Source organism: Halobacteriovorax sp. YZS-3-1 (assembly GCF_047084945.1).
Taxonomy (GTDB): domain Bacteria; phylum Bdellovibrionota; class Bacteriovoracia; order Bacteriovoracales; family Bacteriovoracaceae; genus Halobacteriovorax_A; species Halobacteriovorax_A vibrionivorans.
This window is the reverse complement of sequence record NZ_JBKIYI010000001.1, coordinates 684,287-703,572: the sequence shown is the minus strand read 5'-3', so window position 1 is coordinate 703,572 and position 19,286 is coordinate 684,287. Positions and strand designations below refer to the sequence as shown.

Annotated in this window: 19 protein-coding genes; 10 read left to right on the top strand and 9 right to left on the bottom strand. The window is 36.6% G+C overall.

Translation table 11 applies throughout. The annotated features are described in order from the left end of the window. The first annotated feature begins 102 nt into the window (after nt 1-102). Nucleotides 103-2,385 (top strand): Fic family protein, encoded by a 2,283-nt coding sequence (locus ACMAZI_RS03400; protein WP_205742337.1) that lies wholly within the window; start codon nt 103-105, stop codon nt 2,383-2,385. On the opposite strand, the gene ACMAZI_RS03395 is transcribed toward ACMAZI_RS03400, so the two are convergent. The 3 genes from ACMAZI_RS03395 to ACMAZI_RS03385 form a co-directional block, all read right to left on the bottom strand. Further along, complete coding sequence (locus tag ACMAZI_RS03395) at nt 2,362-3,234, bottom strand: serine hydrolase (protein WP_114705591.1); 873 nt, start codon at nt 3,232-3,234, stop codon at nt 2,362-2,364. The two genes, ACMAZI_RS03400 and ACMAZI_RS03395, sit on opposite strands and share 24 nt — an antisense overlap. Then, entirely contained in the window at nt 3,234-5,885 is a 2,652-nt protein-coding gene (gene ppdK, locus ACMAZI_RS03390) for a pyruvate, phosphate dikinase (RefSeq protein ID WP_114705592.1), read from the bottom strand. The genes ACMAZI_RS03395 and ppdK overlap by 1 nt, the downstream gene beginning before the upstream one ends. A 61-nt stretch (nt 5,886-5,946) precedes the next feature. Continuing rightward, nucleotides 5,947-7,266 (bottom strand): glycine--tRNA ligase, encoded by a 1,320-nt coding sequence (locus ACMAZI_RS03385; RefSeq protein ID WP_148666853.1) that lies wholly within the window; start codon nt 7,264-7,266, stop codon nt 5,947-5,949. Between the two features lie 136 nt (nt 7,267-7,402). Here ACMAZI_RS03385 and ACMAZI_RS03380 point away from each other — a divergent pair, with 136 nt between their 5' ends. The 6 genes from ACMAZI_RS03380 to ACMAZI_RS03355 are packed head-to-tail and all read left to right on the top strand — an operon-like array spanning nt 7,403 to nt 12,375. Continuing rightward, nucleotides 7,403-9,856, top strand: coding sequence for a U32 family peptidase (locus ACMAZI_RS03380; protein ID WP_114705593.1), 2,454 nt, complete (start codon nt 7,403-7,405; stop codon nt 9,854-9,856). After that, the gene (locus ACMAZI_RS03375; RefSeq protein WP_114705594.1) at nt 9,856-10,116 is read left to right on the top strand and encodes a GIY-YIG nuclease family protein; all 261 of its coding nucleotides are present in this window, start codon (nt 9,856-9,858) and stop codon (nt 10,114-10,116) included. The genes ACMAZI_RS03380 and ACMAZI_RS03375 overlap by 1 nt, the downstream gene beginning before the upstream one ends. 57 nt (nt 10,117-10,173) lie before the next feature. Then, a complete protein-coding gene (locus tag ACMAZI_RS03370) occupies nt 10,174-10,698 on the top strand; it encodes a redoxin family protein (protein ID WP_114705595.1) in 525 nt (174 codons plus the stop codon). Nucleotides 10,699-10,700: 2 nt separating this feature from the next. Continuing rightward, nucleotides 10,701-11,078, top strand: a complete 378-nt coding sequence (locus ACMAZI_RS03365) for a hypothetical protein (protein WP_114705596.1) — start codon at nt 10,701-10,703, stop codon at nt 11,076-11,078. Continuing rightward, complete coding sequence (locus ACMAZI_RS03360) at nt 11,078-11,509, top strand: hypothetical protein (RefSeq protein ID WP_114705597.1); 432 nt, start codon at nt 11,078-11,080, stop codon at nt 11,507-11,509. Before ACMAZI_RS03365 ends, ACMAZI_RS03360 begins: the two co-directional genes overlap by 1 nt. Beyond that, entirely contained in the window at nt 11,491-12,375 is an 885-nt protein-coding gene (locus ACMAZI_RS03355) for a hypothetical protein (RefSeq protein ID WP_412473769.1), read from the top strand. The genes ACMAZI_RS03360 and ACMAZI_RS03355 overlap by 19 nt, the downstream gene beginning before the upstream one ends. Here ACMAZI_RS03355 and recO read toward each other — a convergent pair. Then, nucleotides 12,370-13,167, bottom strand: coding sequence for a DNA repair protein RecO (gene recO / locus ACMAZI_RS03350; RefSeq protein ID WP_114705599.1), 798 nt, complete (start codon nt 13,165-13,167; stop codon nt 12,370-12,372). The two genes, ACMAZI_RS03355 and recO, sit on opposite strands and share 6 nt — an antisense overlap. After that, a complete protein-coding gene (locus ACMAZI_RS03345; RefSeq protein WP_158536750.1) occupies nt 13,155-14,114 on the bottom strand; it encodes a DEAD/DEAH box helicase in 960 nt (319 codons plus the stop codon). The genes recO and ACMAZI_RS03345 overlap by 13 nt, the downstream gene beginning before the upstream one ends. Before the next feature lie 61 nt (nt 14,115-14,175). On the opposite strand from ACMAZI_RS03345, the gene ACMAZI_RS03340 reads away from it, so the two are divergent. Both ACMAZI_RS03340 and ACMAZI_RS03335 read left to right on the top strand, forming a co-directional pair. Beyond that, entirely contained in the window at nt 14,176-14,871 is a 696-nt protein-coding gene (locus tag ACMAZI_RS03340; protein ID WP_114705601.1) for an RsmE family RNA methyltransferase, read from the top strand. A 9-nt stretch (nt 14,872-14,880) separates the two neighbouring features. Next, nucleotides 14,881-15,135 carry a NifU family protein gene (locus ACMAZI_RS03335; RefSeq protein ID WP_114705602.1) on the top strand — a complete coding sequence of 85 codons (255 nt, stop codon included), beginning with the start codon at nt 14,881-14,883 and terminating at the stop codon, nt 15,133-15,135. A 56-nt stretch (nt 15,136-15,191) separates the two neighbouring features. On the opposite strand, the gene ACMAZI_RS03330 is transcribed toward ACMAZI_RS03335, so the two are convergent. The 3 genes from ACMAZI_RS03330 to ACMAZI_RS03320 form a co-directional block, all read right to left on the bottom strand. Next, on the bottom strand, nt 15,192-15,374 hold the full coding sequence (locus tag ACMAZI_RS03330) for a hypothetical protein (protein ID WP_114705603.1): 183 nt from the start codon (nt 15,372-15,374) through the stop codon (nt 15,192-15,194). Nucleotides 15,375-15,470: 96 nt separating this feature from the next. After that, nucleotides 15,471-16,277 carry a nitrilase-related carbon-nitrogen hydrolase gene (locus tag ACMAZI_RS03325; protein ID WP_412473770.1) on the bottom strand — a complete coding sequence of 269 codons (807 nt, stop codon included), beginning with the start codon at nt 16,275-16,277 and terminating at the stop codon, nt 15,471-15,473. Continuing rightward, complete coding sequence (locus tag ACMAZI_RS03320) at nt 16,277-17,590, bottom strand: UDP-glucose dehydrogenase family protein (RefSeq protein WP_114705605.1); 1,314 nt, start codon at nt 17,588-17,590, stop codon at nt 16,277-16,279. The genes ACMAZI_RS03325 and ACMAZI_RS03320 overlap by 1 nt, the downstream gene beginning before the upstream one ends. Nucleotides 17,591-17,670: 80 nt before the next feature. On the opposite strand from ACMAZI_RS03320, the gene ACMAZI_RS03315 reads away from it, so the two are divergent. Beyond that, nucleotides 17,671-18,663: a lysylphosphatidylglycerol synthase transmembrane domain-containing protein gene (locus ACMAZI_RS03315; RefSeq protein WP_412473771.1), complete on the top strand. Its 993-nt coding sequence runs from the start codon at nt 17,671-17,673 to the stop codon at nt 18,661-18,663. Between the two features lie 2 nt (nt 18,664-18,665). Here the strand turns inward: ACMAZI_RS03315 and ACMAZI_RS03310 are convergent, their stop codons facing one another. Next, a complete protein-coding gene (locus tag ACMAZI_RS03310; RefSeq protein ID WP_114705607.1) occupies nt 18,666-19,286 on the bottom strand; it encodes a hypothetical protein in 621 nt (206 codons plus the stop codon).

Sequence of the window (19,286 nt, the reverse complement as noted above, 5' to 3'; positions counted from 1 at the left end):
TATTGTATCTCTTTATAGAAAAAAAATTAAGGCAAATAATATTCCTGACGAAAAGAGATAAGTATTACATTGAGGGAATTGATGAAGATGAATTTTTATAAAATGAACTTACTTTACCTAATACTATTATTTGGTTGTACAAGTATTAATTTTACTCAGACAACACTTAAGAGAAACCCATCTTCAATCACAGGAATTGAAAAAGAGTCTTGTCTACGTGCACTTTCAAGCTTCCTTGATGTGAATTCAAATAGTGTCGAAGTTGAAACCTTAGAAAATGCGTTAAATTATAAATACACTGGCAAAGACCTTTCTGCCATGAAACTAGGGATAGAGTCCACATACTTTGTTGATTATGAACATACAGCTCTACATTTAAATAAAATATACAATGGTGATACTACCTTAAGAAATAGTGATCATCCTTATCAGTATAATGGTGAAAAGAAATTACTACGTGCTGCTATTGGTGGAAAACAAAATCGAAAGAGCTGGAGTGAGCCTGCTATCCATAACTACATGGAAACAAGAAGTTATCTAATGGAAGAAAAGCCAGACTTTAACTTCGATGAATACCTAAGAGCACATGCCAGCATGATGAAGGATGGAATAGAAAGTGTTAGAGAGGATCAATTAGGTAGTGTTCGTAAAGAGTATTGGTATGGGAATGAAATGGGTTCAGGAATATCAGAACAGGCCCTTAAGAATATTGAATATAATCCTTATCTAACTTTTGAAAAGGCTCCAGCAGAGGGCATGGGCTATATGGCCGAGGAAGGGAAAGTTAGAGGAAAGATCCACTACCCTCAGGTCGAAAAGCTAAGTGATACAGCGAAAGAAAGACTTGAAGCCTTTGCACCTGAAACGGCAGCTAAAGTAAAAAAAATACAGGAAAGAAATGTTAAGGCCACTCCTGAGCTAATTGAAGAAGTTGTTAGAAAACTTTCAGAAGAGAGATTTGATTTTTTTGCAAAAGAAAGAGAAAAGATTGGAGCAATAGATACAATTGAAAAAGCTGAAGAATATATTGAATTGGTTGCACAATTACAAAGAGATATTGTCTCAATCCATCCAACTCCAAATGGAAATGGAAGAACCTCAAGAGTCTTTGCTCTTAATTATGCTCTAATGAAAGAAGGTCTACCTCCAGCAAGATTAGCTTTCCCAAGTAATGACTTATACATGTCAGACGAAGAATGGGCACAACAAGTAAAAGAAGGGATTCTAAACACAATTAGACTTTATAAAGATTTAAATTATAGAGTGAGTTCAGGTATTCCATTAGAGGGATCTCCTCAACTCGCTTTCCCAAGTGCACCGAAGTTTACAGATATTGATTATAAGAAATATTCTTCACCAGATAAAATTGAAGACTATACAAATGCTGCTGTCGATATCGGTCAATATGCACAATACCTAGAACAAGCAAAAGCCTTAAATGGAAATACGCGAATTACGAAAGAGCAACTTGCAAAGATCAATAAAGACTTTGAAGAGTTCTTTAAAAAGAATAATATCTTTTATCGCCATAAGAAAGAAGGTGATCAACTTGTAAGTCTAAATTTTGCAGACACAGACTTTAGAACATCTTTTGGTAGTCGCTCATATCGTTCAAAAGAAACATATGATTATAAAATGGACCGATGGTACTCTGAAGATATTGTTTGGCGTGGACTCTCAAGAAAAAACCAAGAGATTCAAGAGGAAGAGATAATCGGAATGTTTGAATCATTTCATACTCAAATTCTTTCAAATAACGTTGTAAGAAAAGTTAATGGAAATTCAAGCCAACAACAAATCCGAGATGCTATTTTTACTGATTTTAAACAATACAATGATGATTTATATTCGCAAAATGGAAAGTTAGTTCAAATGGCAAAGGATCATTCTGAAACTGGTCCTCTGTATGGGCAAAGCTATGGATACTCAACATCAAAGAACCGAACAGTCGGAAAAGCTTTTGCGATGGGTGCAATGGTAATTGCAGAATATGGACAACACCACGAACTTCAGCACCTATTGAAATCTAGAGTCCTTATCGGAATGCGAAGAGCAAAGAAAGATGTCGATTTAGGTAGACTTAAACAAGTACGAAATGACTTTTCTTATATGTATGGACGTCAACAAGAAGTTATGGGAATCGGTGGAGCCGATCCTGATTCAGTAATGACAGTTCAATTAATTGATGAAGAAGGAAAAACAATCAAGACATACGTACGTGATGTTAATGATCCAAAACGAATACTCTTACTAGATGGAGATGTTGAAGACTTCTATAATATAGATGAATCTAAGATTGAAAAGGTTATTGAATTAACGAGTGATGATCCAAACATACAGTTAATTTCAATGTTTATAGACCTAGAATTCCAAGCTACGGCGTAATGCATTTAATTTGGCACGATCATTCCAATAACCGAGAACCTCATTGCACAGGAGAACAACTCCTGTGTTTGTTTCGGGAGTAATCCACATTGATGTTCCAGTAAATCCGAGATGCCCAAATGTATTAGTTGTTGCACCACTTCCAGCGAGCGTGTTTGAAGGATTTAAAACACTGTCCCAACCATTAATAAAGCGATGATCACTTTGTCTTTTCGTATTTTGAATTAATGAATAACTCTCTTGTGCCTTTAGTAATGTTCGACATACTCCATCGATTGTACCAAAGAGTCCTGCGTGAGAAACCTTCTCCCCAATAACATATGCATTGTCATCGTGCACTTCACCATCGATTAGCTGCCTTTGTCTTCGACCAGTGGGAGCACAAATTTCATCTTCGATATCAAGCCAGTGGACAATCTCCTCATCCCACATTGGTGAAACTAAGTCGTAGAGATTTTCTTTTTTTTCAATTTCTAACTGAAGCCTTAGAGCACCAAAGTCAGAATAGACGGTATCACTTTCTTTAATTGCATAAGATGATACTTGCTTGCGCCAAGAATCACGTGAAAGCCTTCCCCATGCCTTTAGTCCTCCACGATGATTGAGTAGGAGTTTCATGTCATCATTAAAGAATTCGGGGCTTTTTAAATAAGAGAAGCCTAAAGTAAACGGCTTTGTAAGAGAAGCGAGATCAAAATAAACTTTTTGGCCTTTCAAAAAAGGGTTATCGTATAAAGAATAACTCTCATATGATTTCTTTTTAAAGTCTATATGAGCAAGAGCAAGGCAGTTAAAATTATAACTGCCAAACTCATTTGCTACATTATTTATGATCTCTTCTAAATTCATTATTTGTTGCGTATTACTGCTTGAGCTGCAGCTAAACGTGCAATTGGAACTCGGTATGGTGAGCAAGAAACATAATCAAGGCCAATTCTATGACAGAAGTCGATTGATTTAGGCTCTCCACCATGTTCTCCGCAAATACCAACGTGAATTTCTTTATTGGCATTTCGGCCTTGTTCAGTTGCAAATTTAACAAGATAACCAACACCTTCTTGATCAAGTGAAACAAATGGATCACTTGGAAGAACTGATTTTGAAATATACTCAGTTAAGAAACGTCCAGCATCATCACGAGATAATCCAAAAGTAGTTTGAGTTAAATCATTTGTTCCAAAAGAGAAGAAGTCAGCATGCGTTGCAATATCGGCTGCAGTAATGGCCGCACGAGGAAGTTCAATCATCGTACCAAGCTTATAATTAAACTCTTTATCACCTCTAACTTGTTCAATCGTTGCAACTAAGATCTCTCTAAGAATTGATAATTCTTTTGCTGTTGCGACAAGAGGAATCATTATTTCAGGTCTTACATCGACACCTTCATCAATTGATTCAAGTGCTGCTTGTGTAATGGCCGTTACCTGCATTGTATAGATCTCAGGATAAGTAATTCCTAAACGACACCCTCTATGCCCTAGCATTGGATTAAATTCGTGTAGTCTTTCACAACCCTCTTCAATCGTCTTTAATTCAACATCAATATACTCTGCCAATTCTTTTTTATCTTCTAACTCATGTGGAAGAAATTCGTGAAGAGGAGGATCTAGAAGTCGAATATTTACAGGTTTTCCATCAAGGGCCTTAAATATTCCTTTAAAGTCCTCTTTTTGATATGGAAGTAATTTCTTAAGTGCTTTTTCTCTATGAGAAGTTGAATCTGCAAAAATCATCTCACGAACGGCAAGAATTCTTTCTGGTTCAAAGAACATATGCTCAGTTCGACAAAGGCCAATTCCTTCAGCACCAAACTTAACAGCAGTCTCACTGTCTTCTGGATTATCAGCATTAGTTCGAACTCTTAAGGTTCTAATTTCATCGGCCCACGCCATAAACTTTGCAAAGTCTGCATTTATTTCAGCGTCAAGTGTTGGAACTTCACCTTCAATAACTTCACCAGTTCCACCATCAAGTGTTATGAAGTCACCTTCTACATATTTCTTATCACCAACAATCATGGTGCGATTCTTACTATCCACTAGAATTTCTGAACAACCAGCAACACAAGGTTTTCCCATCCCACGAGCGACAACGGCCGCGTGAGAAGTCATCCCTCCACGAGCAGTTAGAATTGCTTGAGCTGCGGCCATTCCCGCAATATCTTCTGGTGAAGTCTCTTGGCGAACAAGAATAACTTTTACACCATTTTCATGCATACTAGTTGCATCATCAGAATGGAAAACAATCTTTCCGGCACCAGCACCAGGAGATGCTGGAAGACCTTTAGCAATGATATTCTTCGTTGCATCTGGATCAAGTCTTGGGTGTAGAAGTTGATTAAGCGCTTCTGGATCGATTTGCATAAGTGCTTCTTCCTTCGTCACAATCCCTTCTTCCTCAAGATTTACAGCTATTTTAAGAGCTGCTGCTGCAGTTCTCTTACCATTACGAGTTTGTAGAAGATAAAGTTTATTAGCTTCAATCGTAAACTCGATATCCTGCATATCTTTATAATGCTTTTCAAGTTGCTGATAAAGATCTGTTAACTCGGCAAATGCCTTTGGCATATATTCTTCAAGTGTTTTTTCACTTCGATTAGAATCATTCTTTGAACATTCATTAATTGGAGCCGGCGTTCTAATTCCTGCAACAACATCTTCCCCTTGTGCATTCACAAGATATTCACCAAAGAACTTCTTTTCACCATTAGATGGGTCACGTGTGAAACAAACACCTGTTGCACAATCGTCTCCCATGTTTCCAAAGACCATGGCCTGAACATTAACAGCTGTTCCCCAATCTCCTGGAATTCCATTTAACTGACGATACTTAATTGCGCGAGGGTTATCCCAAGATCCAAAGACTGCTTCAATAGCAAGCCAAAGTTGTTCCATTGGATCTGTTGGAAATTTCTTACCTGTTTCTTGAGCAATAATTTGTTTATAAACTTTAACAAGGTTTTTAAAATCTTTTGCATCAAGTTTTGTATCAGAGTCTACACCTTTTGCTTCTTTCAAATCTTCTAGAGTTGATTCCAAAAGAGAATGACTCATTCCCATAACAACGTTTGCATACATCTGTATAAAACGACGGTAAGAGTCCCAAGCAAATCTTTCGTTATCAGACTTCTTACTTAGGGCCTCGACTGTTTCATCATTTAATCCTAGATTTAAAACAGTATCCATCATTCCAGGCATTGATACTCTTGCCCCTGAACGTACAGAGAAAAGCAGAGGATTATCTCCACCTCCAAAAGTCTTACCTGTTGAAGACTCAACAAGCTTTAATGCTTCTTCTACTTGCTTTTTAATATCGTCATTAAACGACTTAGTTTTTTGATAATCGATACAGGCTTCTGTTGTAACAGTAAAACCTGGAGGGACCGGTAATCCAAGAGAAGACATCTCAGCTAGGTTGGCACCTTTACCACCTAGAAGGTTTTTCATGTCTTTGTTACCTTCAGTTTTTTCTTTTGAAAACGAGTAAACCCATTTACTCATAACTGCGCTCCTTGCTTAGTATAGAAAAAAGGCCACGATCAATGTGGCCTTTTACAAAAAATTAAATATAGATACGATCTCTTAAGTAGTTTTTAAGTTGATCAATCGCTACGCGCTCTTGATTCATTGTATCGCGGTCTCGAACTGTAACCGCATTATCTTCGAGAGAATCAAAATCAAAAGTTACACACATTGGTGTTCCAATTTCATCTTGGCGACGATAACGCTTACCGATTGAACCTGCGACATCATACTCTGCTTTAAATTCTTTTTGCAGGTCATGAAATAATGCAGTTGCTTGCTCGTTTAATTTCTTTGTCAGTGGAAGAACTGCTACTTTTATCGGTGCTAGAGATGGATGGAACTTCATTACCGTTCTTTCATTCTCTTTATCACCTTCATTTTCAATTCTGAATGCATCACAAAGAATTGCTAGTAGTGCACGATCACAACCAACAGAAGTTTCAAGTACATATGGAAGATATTTTTTATTTCCATCTTGAACATCAGTATATTTTAAATTCTTCCCAGAAAACTCTTCGTGCTTTCTTAGGTCAAAGTCAGTTCTTGAGTGGATACCTTCCATCTCATCCCAACCATGAGGGAATTTATATTCAATATCCTCAGCTGCATCTGCGTAGTGGGCAAGCTCATCACCAACGTGTGGATGCCATCTTAAGTTTTCAGGACGGATACCATTTGAAATATGCCAATTCCAACGAAGTTCTTTCCAGTCCTCCATCGCCTTCATTTGCTCACCTGGTTTTACAAAGTATTGCATTTCCATTTGTTCAAATTCACGAGTTCTAAAAATGAAATTTCCAGGAGTAATTTCATTTCTAAACGCTTTACCAATTTGAGCAATACCAAATGGAAGCTTCTTTCTCATTGTCGATTGAACATTTAGAAAGTTTACAAAAATTCCTTGAGCTGTTTCAGGTCTTAAGTAAACATCTGCTGATGAATCTTCAACAGGACCCATTTTAGTTTTAAACATTAGGTTAAAATCACGTGGTTCTGTGAATTCACCCTCAGCACCACAATTTTGACATGGAGCTGATGTATCGATTTTATCTTCGCGGAAGCGAGACTTACATGCCTTACAATCAACCATTGGATCATTGAAGCCATCAACGTGACCAGAAGCTTTCCATACCTGAGGGTGCATGAAGATCGAAGCATCAACACCAACGATATCTGAGCGGAAAGTCATTGCCTGCCACCACTTATTCTTTAAATTTCTCTTTAATTCAATTCCATATGGGCCATAATCCCAACAAGATGAAAGACCACCGTAGATCTCAGAACTTTGAAAAATAAACCCACGACGTTTAGCTAAACTAACAATCTGCTGCATGTCCTTAATATTGCTTTCTGACACATTGCCCCCTACTCTTAAATATAATTGGTGAAAGTATACCTTTTTGTACTCTAATCGGCTAATTATTTTGACCATAATTTTTTCCTAATTGCCTGATTTTCCTTGTATTTTCGACACTTCGTGCTACAACCCACAAATGAAGAAAACTGAGATTTTGGCCCCTGTGGGGAATATGCAAATGTGCCTTGCTGCCATCCATGGTGGCGCTGACGCAATTTATGTGGGAATGCCCGGATTTAATGCCCGCGGTAGAACACATGATCATTCTGTAAATGAGTTAAAAGAGATCATCGATATGTGCCACCTCTATGGTGTTAAGGTTCATGTGGCCTTTAACATACTCATTTTCGAAGAAGAGTTGCCGGCGGCAATTGCTAAACTCTCAGAAGTTGTTGCATTAGGACCTGACGCTCTTATCGTTCAAGATATCGGCCTAGCAAAGATTATTCGTGAGACATATCCTGATCAAGTCATTCACGGCTCAACTCAAATGACAGTAACAAATCACGACCACATAACATTTCTTGATGACCTCAATATTGAAAGATTTGTACTAGGCCGTGAAAACTCAATTCCTGAAATTAAAGAAATCAGAAAAAATACAGATAAAGAATTAGAAGTCTTCACACACGGTGCTCTATGTGTCGCCTATTCAGGTCAATGCTTTACTTCTGAAAGTATTGGAGGACGTTCTGCCAATCGCGGACAATGCGCCCAAAGTTGCAGGTTTTCTTATGAAATGTTTGTGGACGGTGAAAAGAGAGATCTGACAAAAGACGGAAATAAAATGAGCTATCTTGTTTCTCCTCAAGACCTTTGTGGAATAGAGGAAGCAAATGAACTTCAAGATATTGGTGTCGATTCACTTAAAATTGAAGGCCGTCTTAAAGCACCATCATATGTTTCAACTGCTGCAAGTGCTTTTAAAGCGAAGCTAGAAGGAAAGCCTCTTTCTCAGGCAGACCTTGATAAAATGTCTCTAACATACTCTCGCGGCTTCTTTTCTGGCTGGCTCCACGGAGTTGATCACCAAAGATTAGTGAAAGGAAATTACGGAAATCACAGAGGGATTGAAATTGGTAAGGTAAAAAAAGTATCCAGGCCAACAATTGAAATTGATACAGACCGTAGCTTTGAAAATGGAATGGGTATTGTTGTTTGTGATGACAATAAAGAAATAGAAGTAGGCTCATCTATCTTTGATGTAAAAAGAAAAGGAAAAAGAGTTACTCTATCACTTGCACACGATATTAAGTGGCAACAGCTTCGCCCTGGAATGATGCTTTATCTAAATTCTGATCCAAACGTCATCAAAGAAAGTGAATCTCTTGTGACAGATATTAACAAGCAAAAACGAATCCCTGTCAAAATCGAGCTAAAAGCAATTGTTAGTGAAAAGCTTTCTTATAAAATTGATGATGGAAAGAATACTATTATCGTTGAAAGTGAAGATATCGTTGAAGAAGCTAGACGAGAAGCAGATATTGAAAAAGTTAAAAAAGATGCATCCGCTCTTTCTCGAACAATTTATTCAGTAGATGATTTCAAACTTACTCTAGGAGAGAAGTCTCCATTCATTCACTCAAAGACATTAAAGAAGCTAAGACAAGATGCCGTAGCTAGACTTAATGAAAAACGTCTTGAAGTGAAAATACCAAAAGCATTTGAATATCAGCTGACAAAAAAAGAAGTTAGTGAAATAGATATCACTCTTAATTTCCTACTTCGAGATATTGACCAAGTAAAAGAAGCCTTCGATATTTTAAAAGAATGTGAATATGATGCGCTTAATATCACATTAGATTTTGAATTTGGTAAAGACTACAAACCATCTCTTGAGCTTTTAAGAGGACTTAAGAATTGTCGTGTAGGAGTTGCAACTAATCGAATTCTTAAACCAAAAGAATACCATCATCTAAATGTCCTAACTCGACTTGCACCAGACTTTATTCTTTGTCGTAACCTAGGTTCATATCAATATCTACGCTCTAAATGTGACATCCCTTTAAAAGGAGATTTCTCATTAAATATTTCAAACTCTCAAACCGCCAATTATCTGCTTGATAAAGGTTTTGAGACACTGACTTCATCTTATGATCTCAATGCAAAACAACTTGAGAACCTTCTGGTCAACACTGACGCTGGGAAAATAGAAGTCAATATTCACCAATATATGCCAAGCTTTCATATGGAACACTGTGTATTTGCTGCATTCTTATCTGAAGGTTCTTCATTTAAAGATTGTGGAAAACCATGTGAAGAACACCATGTGGAATTAAAAGATCAATTTGGAAATATGCACTTTATTAAGGCCGATCAAGAATGTCGAAACACGATGTTCAATGCCGTTGCCCAAAGTTCAACAGACCTTGTGGATGAGTTAATGGCAAAGGGTGTCTCAAACTTTAGAATTGAACTATTAAATGAGCACGGTGAAACTCTAAAGACAAAACTTGAAAGCTACCTTAATTACTTCAATGGTAAAATCTCAACTGGTGAGTTAAAATCACTTCTAGGCACTCAAGAAAAGTACGGTATCGGTACTGGGATGCTTATGAAAGACGATACATACCAAGCGAGAAAGAATTAATGGCAAAAGCCGACAAATGGTTTGTTTATATTATTGAAACTGAAAATGGAAAGCTCTACACGGGGATTACAACTGATGTAGAGCGACGATTTGAAGAACACAAAAATGACCCTAAAGGTGCAAAGTTCACCAAGGCCAACCCTCCTAAAAAAATTCTCTTTACAGAAGAACATCTAGATCGCTCAAGTGCCAGTAAACGAGAAGCACAGATAAAAAAGCTCTCACGTCCTCAAAAGCTGATTTTAATCAATAATAAATAGTACACAAAAGCTCCTTGTTCTGTTGTGAAATCGGCTTAAGTTTTATATAAGAACTTCATGAAAACACTAATTCTTCTACTGATCTCAAGCATGGCCTTTGGTGCACTCAGTGAAATACGCTATGATTTTTCATCACATAAAGAAAGAGCTATTTCCACATCTAAAGATAAGAAGAAAGTTCTTATTTTTCTTTCTCCAAGTTGCCCATGCTCACAAAAACAATTTGATTATATTAACTCACTCGCTAAGAAATTTGATAATGTCGAGTTTATCGGCTTCAGTTCTAATAAGCACATAAGTAAAGACTCCGCTTTAAAATATTTTGATCAATTTAAAATCAACTTCCCTATCTTTATTGATAAAGACTTAAAATATGCTAATAAGTTTTCAGCATTTAAGACACCACATGTTTTTCTAATCGATGAGAATGAAGAAGTGATGTACCAAGGTGCTGTGACAAATAAGAGAAGCCCAGAGCTTTCAACAAAGTTCTATTTGAATGATGTTCTAACTGCATTAAAAGAAAATAAGAAATTACCATATACACTTTCAAAAACACTTGGCTGCTATATCGCGAGGTAAAAATGTTTAAAACAATTATTGCACTACTGCTGACAACTTCAATCATTGCCTGCCCATATCAATTTGAATCACAAAATCTTTGTGTTGATATGGAATGGACGAACGGGCCATTCGATGGAGCTCCTTCAAATTTTGAAGCCGTAGTTTACGATAAAGATTCAGGAGAGAAAATAGCTCCTGAAAACTTAAAAGTCTATGTATGGATGATGATGGCTAACGGTCATCAACATGGTGGACCAGCAATTGAATGGGCCTATGGTGAAGATCAAGTAATTGATGGAACAGCAAAATTCTTTATGGGTCGTATGAAAGGGTACTGGCAAGTACGTTTTGAGCTTAATGAAGAAATCGTTGCTGTTGATGTGGAGCTTAAGAAGTAATGAGGTTTTTCTCATTAATCCTACTTTCACTTTTTGTCATAAGTTGTGGTGATTCACCATTCACTGGAAAGCTATCAGATCCATTTAGAGGTGATGATAGTATTACAACGGACCTTCGCTTTGAAACAGAATCCCTAACTATTTCACGGGAGTGGAAAAAGGGGCCACTCCTGTATGATAGCTCAAAGATTACAATATCTTTAACTGACAGTGCTGGAAATTTCACAGACCCAATTGGTAATTTCAAGGCGTATCTATGGATGCCAAATATGGGACATGGATCTTATCCAATTTCAATAAATAAATTGGCAACAGGAATCTATGAACTAACAGACGTCTACTTCACAATGGGCGGTCTTTGGGACTTCCATTTACAATTAGAAGAAAACGGAAATATTTACGACTCAGTATCATGGCCACTTACACTTTAATCCTACTCTCACTTTTCTCTTTCCAAACATATGCATCTTCTTGCTGTGGTGGAGGAGCAAATATTCCAAATATTATTCTTGGGGATCACCAGTGGGAAGCAAAGCTTGCTTATACAAATTCAACAATTACAAATGAAGCACTAGCAAGTGGTAAAATTGAATCTGTTAATTCTAAGAATGAAATTACAGAAACTATTTCTTTTAAAGGAAGTTACTTATTTGATAGTTGCTATCAGATTGCGTTTGATTTACCTATAAAGAAGAGAACAGTTGAGTCAACTTCAACAGAATCGAGTACTACTGAAGTGGTTGATCCCAGTATTCAGTTCACTTGGGAGTTCTTACCAGAGTTTACCTACAACCCGCTAAAACCCCGTGGTTTTATTTTCTTTAAACAATTATTTCCAAATGGAAATTCAATTTATAATTATGAAGATCCTCTTCTATCAGACTCACTCAGCCGTGGGGTCTTTGAATCAACAATTGGTTTTGCCTTCTACAAATTAATTTATGATTTTGATTACTCGCTAACTCTTGAAGGACATTACGGATTTGAAAGAGAAATTGATGATAAAGAAGTGGCCCCTGGCTTTGGTTATTCAACCTCTTTTGGTCTTGGCCACTCTCCAAACTCAAAGCTTCGCTTAGGAACTTCACTTACCTATTGGCAAGATAGTGCTGTTTCTATTGATGGTATCAAAGGCGAAAATAAGTACTATCTCTCAACAAGCTTCAACCTATCCTATATGCTCACGAGAAGCTCATTTGTCCTAAATTATTCAGATGAAACTCTTTTTGATGTAGCAAAGAATACAAATCTAGCGAAGTCATTCTCATTTACTTATAAAATATTCGAGGATTTATAAAAGAAGAGAAAGAGACTTATAATGTTCTCTTGTTGTGTGCTGGTGATAGCAAATATAATTAACTAATTTATTTAAAATACTCTTAGAAATATTTAACTTTTTTGGACAATCAAGATACTTACTTGAAGCAACTCTAAGCATCTCAGATCTTAACTCTCGACCTTCATCTGTACTGATAAGTCTTTGCTCTTCTGGACTTAAGTGGTCATAGTGAACAAAGCCACCTTGTTCAATAGATAAAGAGACATAATCGTCATCACTAATCTCGACTCCAGAAATAGCACAAGTCTCAGTACGAGGAAAAATTCCAAGTTCAACCATTGCTTTAACTAAGAATATAAATAACTCGAAATTAGGATCATATGTTGGCTTTATAACTTCAGCATCAAGACGAAAGATCGCATTTGAAAGAAGTCTAAAGGTTCCTTCATGTGTGCGCTCTTGTAGGTCTAAGTCATCTTTTTGCGTGATTTGAGGAGCAAATGATTGTGTCAATTCACAATAGAAACACAAAAGATAAAAGGCCATTGGATTATGAGAAATATTCTTATGATACCACTTTTCCACATGCTCTTTAGAAGTCATGATTTCAAAACTATCTTTGATACGTCCAAAGCTCACCTTAAATAGGTAACCCACCTGTAAAACAGAAGATACCTTCCTCTTTCCTCCACCTTGTCCGCCATAGAACATCACAGAAATTTTATTTCCATTTCGAAGTAAGAGATTCCCTATCAAGTGTTTGTCTTGATATGGAATTTTATTTACAAGAATACCTTCTAATTCAACCATAGTAATACGTCCTTGGTCATTATAAAGAGATAATCACATATCTTGTAGTGAATTCTTGCAATCCAAGAGTTTCCGACTTCTTTTGTTCCAACGTATTGGAATTCTTCACCAAAACGTCCGCCTCTTCCTATCATTTGGAAATTTGTCGACTCATTTGGACAATAGCTTATATAAATATTTTCAATTCCTCTAAGGTTTACTCCATGACTTAAGGCACTTGTTGCTATTACGATTTGAGCGGGGGCCTCACACTCTCTGGCTATAAAGTCTTTAACTTCACCACCGACACAATAGTCACAAGATAGACCTAAACGAGAAAAGAAACGATTCCACATAAAAACCTCTTTTCTTGTTGAGCAAAATAATATCGTTCTTCCCTGAGAGAAGAAAAGTTGTCGCCAGAGAAGCTTTAACAAGAGCAGGGGCCTTATTACGACATCCTTCTTCTTATACATATTCTTCTTTTGAAAGTTACCAATATTTAAAAGACAAAAGTGCTTAAAATTATTTTCAACATCCCTTTCAATGATACGATAAAGCTCATCTGTTATTGTCGCACTTAAGCCGATCACCTTGGTACTTGATGAAGATATTTTATATAAGAACTCAAGAAGCCTTGGACGAAATGTCTCCCCCCATTCATAGAAGAGATGAAATTCATCCAAGACAAAGAGCGAGTTTGACCTCAAAGCAAAGTCTAGATCATTCTTAGAAAAGGACTCCACAGTTGTAAGAAAGACCCCTTTATCAGAAATATTATTCACAACACAATCTCTATCTTTTAAATCTTCCAGGATTGAACGTAAGGGAGAGACAATAATAATTCGATCAAAGTCCTCAACAAACTCCCAAATAAGCCTTGTTTTCCCCCACCCCATTGGTGCCATAAGTAGCGTGAATGAGTGCTCTCTATTGACGATCTGTGACAAAGTTGCTTTAAAACTCATACCCATTAGGTGCAAGTAGTGGTAAAAGATTGATAGCTATAACTAACTAAAATTAAAGAAAATGAATTCAATCATACTTAGAAAAGATCAAATTCAAGGTAAAAAAGCTGTTCTCACTTTTGAACAAAGTGAACATTTACGTAATGTGATCAAGGTTGAAATTGGCGACGAACTGAAAGGAACAATCCTTGAAGAAGGCCTAACAACTTTAAAGGTCTTTACCCTAGGAGAACAAATTGAAGTTATTGTAGGTGAAATCTTAGCAGGTAAACACTATCCAATAACTCTTTCAATAGCGGCAAGTCGACCTCCAACAATGAAGAAGTTATTTGAGCATTGTAGTGCAATGGGAGCTAGCCGATTTAAAATACATAAGGCAATTCTAAGTGATAAGAGCTACTTAACGTCTAAAATATATGAACGTTTTGAGGAGCTGTCCCTTCTTGGCCTTAGTCAATCAGCAGTTTTTTATAAGTCACCTGAACTACATAAGACCTATCAATATGAACAAAGTCTTGCTCAAGATGAACAAAGAATTATTCTTTCACCATATGCACAAACAAAGCTAAAAGATGTTAAGATAGATATAGAGCGACCATTAACAATTGCCATCGGCCCCGAGCGCGGTTGGACAAACCAAGAGATTAAGGAATTTGTCGATCGTGGTTTCCAAGAAGTAAATATTGGGCCATCAATCATGCGAGTTGAAAATGCGGCAATTTCGATAATGGGATATTTAAATCAATTAATGGAATAGGATATAGTTATGATTAGAAAAATTGAAAAGCTATTTGATGAACAAGTGAGACCAGCTCTTGCCGCTCATGGCGGAGATATCGAGCTAGTTGATTACGACAATGATAAACTCTACGTCAAAATGACTGGTGGTTGCCAAGGATGCTCTGCTTCTCAAGCAACTCTTACAGATGGTGTTGCAAGATTAGTTAAGCAGCACTTTCCTGATATCGTTGATATTGTGGATGTCACTGATCACTCAAAGGGCGATAACCCATTTATGTAACAAAGAGGGCCACTTAATAGTGGCCCTTATTTTTTTGAAAATTTCAATGTATTTAACTATGCGACTTTTGTATGCTCTTCAAGCTCAGCTTCTCTAATTCCATAGTCGTCTTGAGTATGAGAAATATGCTTTTGCATATTATCTTCAGCTTCCCAATAACTTAAACCTGAAAGAATAATATTTCCACTGGTGGCAAGTGCCATGACAACAGTCACAAGCGTAATTTCTAGTAATTCCATATTTGCCTCCTAAGCTTTATCTTAGACTCTTATCGGCAACTAATTATGAAAATCCACAAAATTATATTGTTTCTTGAATGATTTCAGTAAATTAGACTATAGAATTACTCTCGAACGAGTTTCTGATATCTTACTTTTTTTGAGTCTTTTAATAGACACTCCTTCAAGTTCTTTGAGATCAGAAAGCACTTCTCCCCAAGGATTAATAACCAAAGAATGGCCAAAAGTATGGATACCAGGGTTATTCTCTCCTGTTTGTGCACTTGCAACGACATAGCATTGCCCTTCGATAGCGCGGGCCCTTAAAAGCGTATGCCAATGGGCCATTCCAGTGGGAACTGTAAAAGCTGAAGCAAAGGTAATTAGATCGACTTTCTTATCATAATAATATTGAAGAAAGCTTGGGTAGCGTAGATCAAAGCAGATTGCAATTCCAATTTTCCAACCAAGGACATCTATAATGAGAGGATCATTGCCTGCAATATAAATATCCCCTTCATTTATTTTCTTATGCTTTGTATTTCCTTGTTCATCTACTGTTGTGATGTCACAAGAAAATAAATGGCACTTGTCATAGCTACCAATAACATTACCTTGAGGATCAAAGTTAATGGCCTTATTAAGAATACCTTTATCAGTTTTAAAAGCAACAGAGCCCCCAATAAGGAAGAGCCCAGAATCAATGGCCAATTGCTTGATGTTATCAAAGTGTTCATTGTCCCACTCCACAAGATAAGGGCTTGGCGCTCGACCATTGGAGATCGAGTAAAAACACTCAGGCAAGAAGGCCACTTGGGCCCCCTCTTCTTTTGCTTGAGTTAAGTATGTTTTAATTTTTTTTAGATTTGATTTGTAATCAAGAGTTGAAGATACTTGAATATTGGCAACGACCAATTCATTCATTATATTTTCTTTCCTATTGCATAGTAAGTGAAACCTTCATCTAAAACTTTCTGCGTTTTAAAAAGGTTTCTAGCATCAAAGATCACTTTTTCATTTAAGCGGGCCGAGATTTCTGAAAAGTCAGGAGTTGAGAATTCTCTCCACTCTGTCACTGTAACCATTGCATCACAACCACTTAGACAGTCATACTTATTAGACACTTCTTCAATTGATTTATGATACTTTTCACCAACGGCCTTCATAAAATTTGGTCCACCTTCAGGATCAAAGAAGCGAACTTTTGCACCAGCATCGATTAGATCTTGTGCCATATAAATTGCTGGCGACTCTCTTACATCATCGGTATTTGCTTTAAATGCAACTCCCCAAAAAGCGAAAGTCTTTCCACTTAAGTTACTACCGTAATGTTTTTTTATCTTTGTTGCCATGTATAGCTTTTGCTCATCATTAACATCTTCAGTTGACTCAACAACTCTAAGTGTATGGCCATGTTCTTTTGCTGTATAAATTAAAGCTTTAACATCTTTTGGAAAACATGATCCTCCATAACCAGGTCCTGGATAAAGAAAGTGAGAACCAATTCTTCTATCACTTGAGATACCTTGGCGAACTTCATTGATATCCGCTCCAAGAGTGTCACAAAGTCTTGCAATATCATTTATAAAAGAAATCTTAGTTGCTAAGAAACAGTTGGCCGCATACTTTGTCATCTCTGCCGAAAGATTTGACATCATATAGATAGGGTTCCCCTGCTTAACTAAAGGCTCATAAAGTTCTTCCATAGCATTTGCAGCTTCAGGATCATTATGACCGATAACAACACGATCAGGTCTCATAAAGTCTTCAATAGCTGAGCCCTCTTTTAAGAATTCAGGATTGTTAACAATGTGAAATTTCTTGTTTGTATTTTTAGCAACAATCTCTTTAACTTTTTCACAAGTTCCAATTGGAACAGTTGATTTAATAACAATGATTGCATCATCACTAATATTTTTTGCAACATCTTCAGCTGCTTGAAATAAATATGAAAGGTTTGCACTGCCATCATCTCCAGATGGAGTTCCCACAGCAAGAAAGATTGATTTTGAATCTTTTACTGACTCAAGTCCTGTTGAAAAAGTAAGTCTTTCAGCTTTAATATTTCTTTCTAAGAGATCATTTAGACCCGGTTCAAAAATAGGTGATTCACCACGTCTCATCATGGCAACCTTACTTTCATCAATATCAACGCAAGTTACAGTGTGACCAATTTCAGCAAAACATGTTCCACTAACGAGTCCAACGTAGCCTGTTCCAATAACTGTAATTTTCAAGTTTCTTCCTTTCTAAAAATTTATACTAGATTAGCACTATTTATGTTAACTTTTAAGCCTTAAGAGGGAAATTAAAGAATATGCTCAAGGCGTCATATAAGACAATTCTAAAAATCATTTTTGCTGTGGCCATTCTCTACTGGCTGGTAAAATCCGATAAGCTCGATCTTAGCTTAATTGGGCAAGTCCTTAAAAATGGGCCATGGGCCCTGATCGCATTCTCTCTTTTAATTCTAGGTTCATTCTTGGCCGCTTTTCGCTGGTCAATGCTACTGAAGACAAAGAGTGAAAAGATTCATATTAATAAGATCTATCCAATTAATTTAATTGGACAATTTTTTTCAACTTTTCTCCCGGGTGTTGTTACAGGGGACTTTCTTAAGCTTCTCTATGTAAGAGACTGTGATCCACTTTTAAGGAAATCATTTCTTTTAAGCACTGCTTTAATTGATCGCATCATTGGACTTATTGGACTCATCATTGTTGCAGGACTATCTTCAATTTACTTTTATGGAGATCTCGTTAACCTTTCACCTAAAGTGAAACCTCTTATCTCATTTAATATTATGCTTCTTCTTGGAGCGAGTGTTTTTCTCATTATCTTATTTATGCCTAAGGCAATTAAGAAACATGTCATTGAATTACTTAAAATCTTACCTGTCATTGGAAATAAGCTTTCAGATATTACTGAAACATTCTGGCGTATTGGTGAAAACCGACGCGTAATTATTAAGACCATAACTCTTTCCATTCTTATTCATATGATTGCGATCACAGCATTTTGGAGTCTCAGTCACTCTTTTCTAAATACGAATATCGGAATTAAACAACTTTTCAGTATTGTACCAATCGGACTTATTTCGATTGCAGTACCTGTATCACCTGCAGGTGCAGGAGTTGGACACTTAGTCTTTGAAGAATTATTCAAGGCATTTGGACAAGAAAAAGGCGCCTCTTTTTTCAACCTATATTTCTTGGTCAATATCACAGTTAATCTTCTTGGTGTAATTCCCTATGTTCTTTGGAAAAAGAAGCATACTTTCAAAGAAGTTGAAGCACTAGAAGAAGCTTAACTCTATTTAAAAATAAAAATTTTCTTTGGGTCGATATGGCCATACTGACGCCACTTCGTTTTAAGGGCCTCAATTTTTAAAAGAAATTGCATATCTCTTTTTCGGTCATTGAGTTTTCTAACCTTCTTCGACTCTTTTACAAGTGGACCCCTGGCATCGTAAGGAAGAACAGAGATATCATCAAGTAACATTGTCTTGCCTTCATGAGTGATTGTTCTTGCAATGAAGAGATCATCCTTTACAAGCTGAAGAGTGAATTCATCTTTTGGGATATAGAATTTTGAATTATGAAGAATGTCTTTAAAGACATGTTTCTTAAAAAGATTTTGACCACGATACTCAAAGAGAGAATGATTAATTTCAAGCATCGCTTCTTTCTTAGAGTCATCAATCGAAATATCTGAAAGATAATTTTTAATTAAAGGACCTGCTGAATCTTGATCACGTTGAGTGATATACCAGTAAACGAAACCGTTCATACGTGATTCATAGTCTTCGTCTTCTTCTGATAGCTTACCTGTTAACTTGAAATACTCTTCTTTTGCTGACTTTAACTTTTCGTAATAATCATTTGAAGAATATCTCTGAATAGCTTCATCTAATATATTTCTAAGCTCATCCAT

Coding starts and splice junctions, on each gene's coding strand:
- ACMAZI_RS03400 (WP_205742337.1), top strand. CDS start 103: ATGAACTTACTTTACCTAATACTATTATTTGGTTGTACAAGTATTAAT.
- ACMAZI_RS03330 (WP_114705603.1), bottom strand. CDS start 15,374: ATGGAATTACTAGAAATTACGCTTGTGACTGTTGTCATGGCACTTGCC.
- ACMAZI_RS03365 (WP_114705596.1), top strand. CDS start 10,701: ATGTTTAAAACAATTATTGCACTACTGCTGACAACTTCAATCATTGCC.
- ACMAZI_RS03315 (WP_412473771.1), top strand. CDS start 17,671: ATGCTCAAGGCGTCATATAAGACAATTCTAAAAATCATTTTTGCTGTG.
- ACMAZI_RS03310 (WP_114705607.1), bottom strand. CDS start 19,286: ATGGATGAGCTTAGAAATATATTAGATGAAGCTATTCAGAGATATTCT.
- recO (WP_114705599.1), bottom strand. CDS start 13,167: ATGGTTGAATTAGAAGGTATTCTTGTAAATAAAATTCCATATCAAGAC.
- ACMAZI_RS03395 (WP_114705591.1), bottom strand. CDS start 3,234: ATGAATTTAGAAGAGATCATAAATAATGTAGCAAATGAGTTTGGCAGT.
- ppdK (WP_114705592.1), bottom strand. CDS start 5,885: ATGAGTAAATGGGTTTACTCGTTTTCAAAAGAAAAAACTGAAGGTAAC.
- ACMAZI_RS03370 (WP_114705595.1), top strand. CDS start 10,174: ATGAAAACACTAATTCTTCTACTGATCTCAAGCATGGCCTTTGGTGCA.
- ACMAZI_RS03355 (WP_412473769.1), top strand. CDS start 11,491: ATGGCCACTTACACTTTAATCCTACTCTCACTTTTCTCTTTCCAAACA.
- ACMAZI_RS03340 (WP_114705601.1), top strand. CDS start 14,176: ATGAATTCAATCATACTTAGAAAAGATCAAATTCAAGGTAAAAAAGCT.
- ACMAZI_RS03360 (WP_114705597.1), top strand. CDS start 11,078: ATGAGGTTTTTCTCATTAATCCTACTTTCACTTTTTGTCATAAGTTGT.
- ACMAZI_RS03335 (WP_114705602.1), top strand. CDS start 14,881: ATGATTAGAAAAATTGAAAAGCTATTTGATGAACAAGTGAGACCAGCT.
- ACMAZI_RS03345 (WP_158536750.1), bottom strand. CDS start 14,114: ATGAGTTTTAAAGCAACTTTGTCACAGATCGTCAATAGAGAGCACTCA.
- ACMAZI_RS03380 (WP_114705593.1), top strand. CDS start 7,403: ATGAAGAAAACTGAGATTTTGGCCCCTGTGGGGAATATGCAAATGTGC.
- ACMAZI_RS03375 (WP_114705594.1), top strand. CDS start 9,856: ATGGCAAAAGCCGACAAATGGTTTGTTTATATTATTGAAACTGAAAAT.
- ACMAZI_RS03325 (WP_412473770.1), bottom strand. CDS start 16,277: ATGAATGAATTGGTCGTTGCCAATATTCAAGTATCTTCAACTCTTGAT.